The organism is Pseudoduganella sp. RAF53_2 (assembly GCF_052113985.1).
GTDB lineage: Bacteria > Pseudomonadota > Gammaproteobacteria > Burkholderiales > Burkholderiaceae_D > Rugamonas.
In genome coordinates, this window is record NZ_JBFRDW010000285.1 from 1 (window position 1) to 7,197 (window position 7,197).

Genomic DNA, 7,197 nt, shown 5'->3' on the forward strand with positions numbered 1-7,197 from the left:
GAAGGGAAGGGCATGGGCAAGTTCCATCCGATCAGCTGGTATCAGAACTACGACGGCGGCCGCTCCTTCTACACCGCTCTGGGACACCTCCCTGCAACCTACAGCGATCCGCTGTTCCGCCACCACCTCTTCGGCGGCATCTACTGGGCCGCCACCGGCCGCGGCCTGGAATAGCCCTGCAACCCTGGCAAAAAATCCGGCCACCAGCGTGGAATTGGCCAGCACAAGGCCGACGACCCAGCGCATTGACGCATGGAGTTCCTTTCGCAATTCCTTCAGCGCGAATTGCTCAACTGTGAGGCAGTTCGGGGCTTGCGGTTTTGAGGTTGGACAGGCTGGTGGAGGAAAAGTTCAGGGTGAGCTGCGCCATGCAGCCGAGGCAGAGCAGGGAGAACAGGGCGGCGCTGGCGATGGTGAGCGCGTAATTGTGGCCGGTGAAATCGAGCATGGGGCCTTGCACCGTGCTGACGAGAATGACCGCGAAGGCCACCATGATGTCCTTGCTCGAATTGAACCGAACGAAGTCGCGGCTGGCGAACAGTTCGATCGGCATCGACGACGCGGCGGTGAAGTAAGCGCCGGACATCAGCACGTGCGCGAGATAAAATCCGCGGAAGCTCGCCGCGTCATGCACCAGCAGATAGCCGCACACCGCGATCGCAAAGTAAGCGGCCATCAGTATCCCCGACACGCGCATGGCGCCGAAGCGGTCCACCAGCCAGCCTACGCCGAATGCCGTAGCGATCGACACGGCATAAGCGCTCGCCGTCATCGATCCCAGATCGGCCAGTGAAATGCCCAGGCTCTGCGCATAGCTCTGCGAGAAAGTGTTGAACGGTCCGAACGTCACGCCGGCGAACATGAACATCGCGCACTTCCACAAATAGCTGCCCTCCAGCCGGGGCCATGAGGCGTTCGGCTTGGGTGAGGGTGCATCGGGCAAAGGCTGCTCGCGCGTCAGTACGCACATGAGCGGAATCGCAGTCCCGAACACCAGTGCAATCGCCAGCAGGATCTCGAACAGATAAGCATCCGTCAGCGCAAACACGGAAGTGTTAAAGCCGATTGCCACACCCAGGCCGACGATGCGGAACACTGCATAGAAGCGGCCCACAAAGCCGCGCGGAATCACGTCGTTCACCAAGCCGCTGTACAGCGCCGTGGTGGTGATGGCCGCGCAATCGAAGACAGTCCAGAACAGGCAGAAGTAAGCGATGCCCAGTACCGGCAATCCCGGCGACCAGGAGCCCAGCACTGCATGCGTGATATGCGCGAAAGCCGGTGCAAAGGCTACGCACACCATGGCCAGCGCGCCGAGCAGGCCGGTGGCCAGCAGAAATGGCCGCCGCCTTCCCCAGCGGCTGCGGAAATGATCCGAGTAATAGCCAATGCGCGGCACGACAAAGACGCTGATTACCGCAGGCAGGGCGGACATCAGCAGTGAGATCGTGGTGTCGGTGGCGCCGTAGCGCCGCAGCACCACGAGGCCGGTCGGAATCGCCCAGCGGTCGCGCATGGCGATGCCCAGTTCGCCAACCAGCAGCCCGCACACGACCGCAGCCAGCCCCCACAGGGTATAGCGCAGAAGGGAGCCGGCGCGCTGCATGGGCCTCAGGCCGGAGCCGGTCCGGTGGAATTGCGGACTACCAGCTCGACCGGGAAGGCGATTCTTGCCGCGGCGGGCTCGCGGCCTTCGATCAACGCAACCACCTCGCTGACTGCGCGCACGGCCATGTCCTTGAACGGCTGGCGCATGGTGGTCAGGGTAGGGAAGACGTAGCTGGAGGTTGGAATGTCGTCGAAGCCGATCACCGAAATATCGGCCGGCACCTTCAGGCCCTTGCTGTTGATGGCGTCCATGGCGCCGAACGCCATTTCATCGTTGGCGGCAAAGATAGCGGTGGGGCGGGGCTCCAGTGCCAGCAATTTTTCCGTTGCGGAGAAGCCGCCCGATTGCGCAAAGGCGCCGTTGACCATCAATGCCGGATCATGCGGCAGACCCGCCTCCTGCAATCCGTCGAGATAACCCCGTTCACGCTCCGCGCTCTGGCCGGTGCCGGGATTGCCGCCGATGAAACCGATGCGGCGGTGGCCCAGCGACACCAGATGCTCCACCGCGATACGCGCACCGATGCGGTTTTCCGGCACCACGGACGGCATCTCGAATTGCCTGGCGTCGAAGCAGACCAGCACGGAGCTGAGCTTCTGTTGTTCCAGCACTTTCAGGAAGGTGTCCTGCGCGGTCGGCATCACCACCACCAGGCCGTCGCACAGCTTGGTAAGCATTTCGCTGGTGGCCATGCGGCCAGGATTGTCGAAGCGTTCGGCATTGAACATCAACATATCATAGCCCTGGCTGCGCGCCTCGTCGCCCACCGCGCGGATGATCTCGTGCAGCACTACCGGACCATAGCTGTTCACGAACACGCCAATCAGCTTGCTCTTATCGCCGCGCATGCGCCGCGCCAGCATATCCGGCGTGTAGTTCAGCTGCGCCGCGGCCGCCATGATGCGGGCGCGCGCTTCTTCGGATACATAGCCAACCCCGCGAATGGCACGCGAAGCGGTGATCGGGGCCACCCCGGCGATCTTTGCCACTTCACTGAGTTTGCTGGTTTTTCGCATAACTGATCATTTTTTCGATTATTTGCAGAAGAGCATGTGGTCACGATACCACATATTTTTCATCAATTCTAATGGATTTGTCAGCAAAATCAGACACTTACTGCCGGTTTCCGCTCATGGTAGTGATCATTTTGTGTGCAAGGCAAGTGTATGGTAACGTGGTCATATGCCTGTTGTCAGACGACTTGGGCATGCTAACAAACACAGAAAAACAGTCACGGAGACCAAATGAGAAAGACGATTCTTGCCACCGTTTTGCCCCTGGCTTTGGCAGCGGCTTACGGTAACAACGCAGCGGCGCAGACGGCCGCTCCTGCCGATGCAGCCGATGCCGCAACGCCGGCCGCTGCGCCGGACGCGCCAACCGCCCCGGTCGAAACCGTGGTGGTGACGGGCTTCCGTTCCAGCCTGCAGAAGGCTCTGAACCTGAAACAGCAGGCCATCGGCGTACGCGACTCGATCGTGGCGGAAGACATCGGCAAATTCCCTGAATCGAACGTGGCCGAATCGCTGCAGCGCGTGCCGGGTGTGATCCTGAACCGCGACGAAAGCTCGGCCGAAGGGCAGCGTATTTCGATCCGCGGTCTGCCGACTGAATATTCGGTCACCACGCTGAACGGCGCGCCGGTCAACACCACGTCCACCGCCACCATCGGCAGTGCGGCGCGCGGCTTCAACTACGACGTGTTCGCGTCCGAACTGTTTGGCCGCGTCGACTTCTACAAATCGCCACTGGCCGAATTGACCGAGGGCGGTCTGGGTGGCGTGGTGGACCTGCAATCGCCGCGTCCATTCGATAATCCGAAGCGCACCGTGCGCTATGCGCTGAACGGTTCCTACAACACCACTTCGGAGAAAACCGATCCTTCCGGCTTCGCGCTGTATTCGAACACCTGGGGCAACTGGGGCTTCCTGATCGGCGGTTCGCATTCGAAGGCCGTGAATAACCGGTCCGGCTTTGAAGCGACCGGCGGCTACAACAGCTCCTTCAATGGCAGCAAGAGCCCGGTGCAGGGTAACTTCGCCGTGGCGCTGGACTACAACGATCCGCGCGCCAATCTGTCCGGCTACACCAAGGACCAGATCGACAATGCCTTCCTGCCGCGTATCTACCGCTTCTACGGTTCGTCCAACGAGCGTACGCGTGATGGCCTGGTGTCCTCGGTGCAGTTCAAGACCGCGGAATTCGACTTCAGCCTGGATGGCATGTATTCGCGCCTGAAGAACAAGCGCGATGAGCTGTACTACGGCATCCTGGTCCGCAACAGCAAGACCACCGATCGCAATGCACCAGCAGGGCAGGCGGGACACAGCGGCTTCGTTCCATTGAACGTGCATATCGATCCGGATTCCAATCTGCTGACCGGCACCTTCGGCAATACCTCTTACAGCAGCGGCGTCACTTACACGGAAGATGAAACCAAGTTCGGCTACATCGCGGCCAACGGCAAGTGGACCCCAAGCAAAGGCTTCGCCGTGACCGGCCAGTTGAGCGCCAATAACAGCGATGCAATCAGCTATCAGGACACCTTGTCCGGCCAGATCTTCGGCGTCGATTCCACCATCGATTACGGTTCGGACCACGTCTATCCTTCGCTGTCTTCGCCGGTCGATTACACCAACCCGGCCAATTTCACGGGCTTCGGCATCGGCACCGGCTGGACCCGCGAGACCGACAAAGGCCGCCAGGGCCGCCTGGTGGCGGACTGGGATTACGGCCTGCCAGGCGACTGGAAGGGTCACCTGAAGGCGGGTCTGGTCTATGTCGACACCAAGAAGGGCGTCGACAAGCGCAACGCCACCACCGACATGACCGCCAAGCTGAATCAGCTGGGCGATGCGAGCCTGCGCAAGGGCATGACTTCCACGCTCCCGATCAGCAATCTGGACATGGGCGCCGGCTGGCCGCACCAATTCGGTACCTTCACGAAGGACTATACCTACGGCACCTTCGACCCGCTGGCCTTCAACACCTCGGCCACCTTCACGCCGGCGCAGAGCTTCACAGCCGACGAAAAGGTCAAGACCGCCTTCATCCAGTCCGACTTCAAAGGTGAGCTGTTTGCGGGCCACGAGCTGCGCGTCAACGCCGGTGTGCGTTACTCGAAGACCGAAACCGACATCGACAACTTCAAGAAGACCGGCAGCAACAACACCTATCAGCCAAACGAAGAACACGGCTCCTACAGCAATGTGCTGCCAGCTGTCAGCGCCGCCTTCGATATCACGGATGATCTGATGTGGCGTGCTTCCTACGGCAAGACCATCAGCCGTGCATCGCTGTCCATCATCGCTGCGCAGACCGTGATTCCCAATCCGTTCGACAACAGCGCTACGGCCGGTAATCCGAACCTGCGTCCGCAACAGTCGAAGAATCTGGATACGAGCCTGGAATGGTACTTCCAGCCGGGCGGCCTGCTGTCCGCCGGTTACTTCAACAAGAAGCTGACCGACGCCACGGTGTCGACCACGACTCAGACCACCTTCGGCGCACTGGGCTTGCCGGATACCGCACTGGGCGCCATCTTCTACACCCAGAACGGCAAGGTCGATCCAAACCTGCCGATGACGCTGCGTACCTACAGCAATGCGGGCGAGCAGACGCTGAAAGGCTATGAGCTGGCTTACCAGCAGTCCTTCACCTTCCTGCCGGAGCCGTTCAAGGGCCTGGGCGGGCTGGCCAGCTATACCCACATCGATCCGTTCAACAGCATGCCGTGGATTACCAATGCCGGTAAGCAGATCGAAGTCAATTCGGTGCCGAAGTTCGCATACAGCCTGACCACCTACTACGAGAACAACAAGATTGCGATGCGTCTCTCGTACAACTACAAGGGCCGTTCGCTGCATCCGGATAATCCGAAGAACAATGGCGATGACCTGATCCGCTGGCGCGCTGCCCGCGGCTACCTGGACGCCAACTTCACCTACAAGATCAACGAGAACCTGGAGTTCCGTGTGGATGCGATGAATCTCTCCAACACGCTGTCCTATGACTACTTCGAAGACGCCACCGGCAAGTACGGCGACGGCAAGAGCACGCGCATGGACTACGCCAAGTACGACGGGCGCACTATCAAGTTCGGCATTCGCGGCAAGCTGTAATGGATCGGCGCATGAAGAGACGACTCTGTCTGAAACTCGCCGTGGCTGGCATCGCAGCGCTGGCCACGGGCTGCGCGACAACGACAGGCGCTCCCGGCGCCGCCTCGCAAGAGGAAGTGCTGGGGGCTCTGAACCGGGCCAATGCCTACTGGCAGCGCAACAACGCTCCCGAGAAGTGGGCCTTCTGGGACGTGGCGGCCTACCATACAGGTAATATGGCGGCGTATGCGCTGACCGGCAACGAGGCCTGGCGCAGCTATTCGACGGCGTGGGCGGAGCATAATCGCTGGTTGGGCGCGAAGTCGGACGTGAAGGCGAACTGGAAGTACCAGTACGGCGAAACGGACGACAATGTGATGTTCGGCGACTGGCAGGTGTGCTTCCAGACCTACATCGACTTGTACAAGCGCGATCCGGCCAAAGATCCGCGCAAGATCGCCCGCGCACTGGAAGTGATGCAGTACGAGATGAGCACTCCCAACAGCGATTACTGGTGGTGGGTCGATGGCCTCTACATGGTGATGCCGGTGATGACGCGCCTGTACACCGTGACCGGCGAACGGCGCTACCTGGACAAGCTGCAGGAGTATTTCACCTACGCCGATAAGCTGATGTACGACGGTGAAGCGGGCATGTACTACCGCGATGCCAAGTACATCTACCCGAAGCATAAGGCGAACAACGGCGGCAAGGACTTCTGGGCGCGCGGCGATGGCTGGGTGTTCGCGGCCTTTGCACGGGTGCTGGCCGATCTGCCAAAGGATCATCCGTCTTATCCGGTCTTCGTGGAGCGCTACAAGCGCATGGCGGCGGTGCTGAAGCCTGTGCAGCATCCGGACGGTTACTGGACCCGCAGCATTCTCGATCCGCAGCAGGCGCCTGGTCCGGAAAGCAGCGGCACCGCGTTCTTCACTTACGGCTATCTGTGGGGCATGAATAACGGCTATCTGGACAAGGCCGAATATGCTCCCGTGGTGGCGCGCAGCTGGCACTTCCTGAGCAAGGTGGCGCTGCAGGCGGACGGCAAGTTCGGCTACGTGCAGCCGATCGGTGAACGCGCGATTCCGGGCCAGATCGTGGACCAGAACTCGACGGCGCCGTTTGGCGTGGGGGCCTTCCTGCTGGCGGCCAGCGAGATGGCGAGGTACGTGAAGTGATGGGTGCGGCGCGCCGCACGCTGGCCCGCGTTGCGTGTGTGGCGTGCGCGGCGTGCAGTCTGTCGCTCGTCGCCGGCACGGGGCAGGCCGCCGCGGCCAGTGCGGGTGCCGGCCATGCCGGTGCGGGTTATACGGGGGCGGGGCACGCGGGTGCTGCGCGCCCCGACGCCGCAGTGGGCGGAATGAGCGCGCCCGCTGCAGGCGCTCCGCCGCGCATTGTGGACATCGCGCCCGCGTGGGCGGCCAACTCCGTCAACGCCGTAGTCTTCCGCAAGAATTCCCTGGCCACTGCGGACGGCTGGCAGTACGC

The 7,197-nt window shown here is 61.4% G+C and carries 5 protein-coding genes; 3 read left to right on the top strand and 2 right to left on the bottom strand.

All coding sequences use genetic code 11. From position 1 onward, the window contains the following. Positions 1-12: 12 nt before the first annotated feature. Positions 13-174, top strand: a complete 162-nt coding sequence (locus tag AB4Z11_RS17395; protein ID WP_442026500.1) for a ThuA domain-containing protein — start codon at positions 13-15, stop codon at positions 172-174. 115 nt (positions 175-289) lie between these two features. Here AB4Z11_RS17395 and AB4Z11_RS17400 read toward each other — a convergent pair whose 3' ends face one another. Both AB4Z11_RS17400 and AB4Z11_RS17405 read right to left on the bottom strand, forming a co-directional pair. Further along, the gene (locus tag AB4Z11_RS17400; protein WP_442026496.1) at positions 290-1,606 is read right to left on the bottom strand and encodes an MFS transporter; all 1,317 of its coding nucleotides are present in this window, start codon (positions 1,604-1,606) and stop codon (positions 290-292) included. A 5-nt stretch (positions 1,607-1,611) separates the two neighbouring features. Continuing rightward, the gene (locus AB4Z11_RS17405; protein WP_442026497.1) at positions 1,612-2,625 is read right to left on the bottom strand and encodes a LacI family DNA-binding transcriptional regulator; all 1,014 of its coding nucleotides are present in this window, start codon (positions 2,623-2,625) and stop codon (positions 1,612-1,614) included. Positions 2,626-2,853: 228 nt separating this feature from the next. Here AB4Z11_RS17405 and AB4Z11_RS17410 point away from each other — a divergent pair, with 228 nt between their 5' ends. Continuing rightward, positions 2,854-5,730, top strand: coding sequence for a TonB-dependent receptor (locus tag AB4Z11_RS17410; protein ID WP_442026498.1), 2,877 nt, complete (start codon positions 2,854-2,856; stop codon positions 5,728-5,730). Between the two features lie 11 nt (positions 5,731-5,741). Next, positions 5,742-6,887, top strand: coding sequence for a glycoside hydrolase family 88/105 protein (locus AB4Z11_RS17415; RefSeq protein ID WP_442026499.1), 1,146 nt, complete (start codon positions 5,742-5,744; stop codon positions 6,885-6,887). The last annotated feature ends 310 nt before the right edge of the window (positions 6,888-7,197 follow it).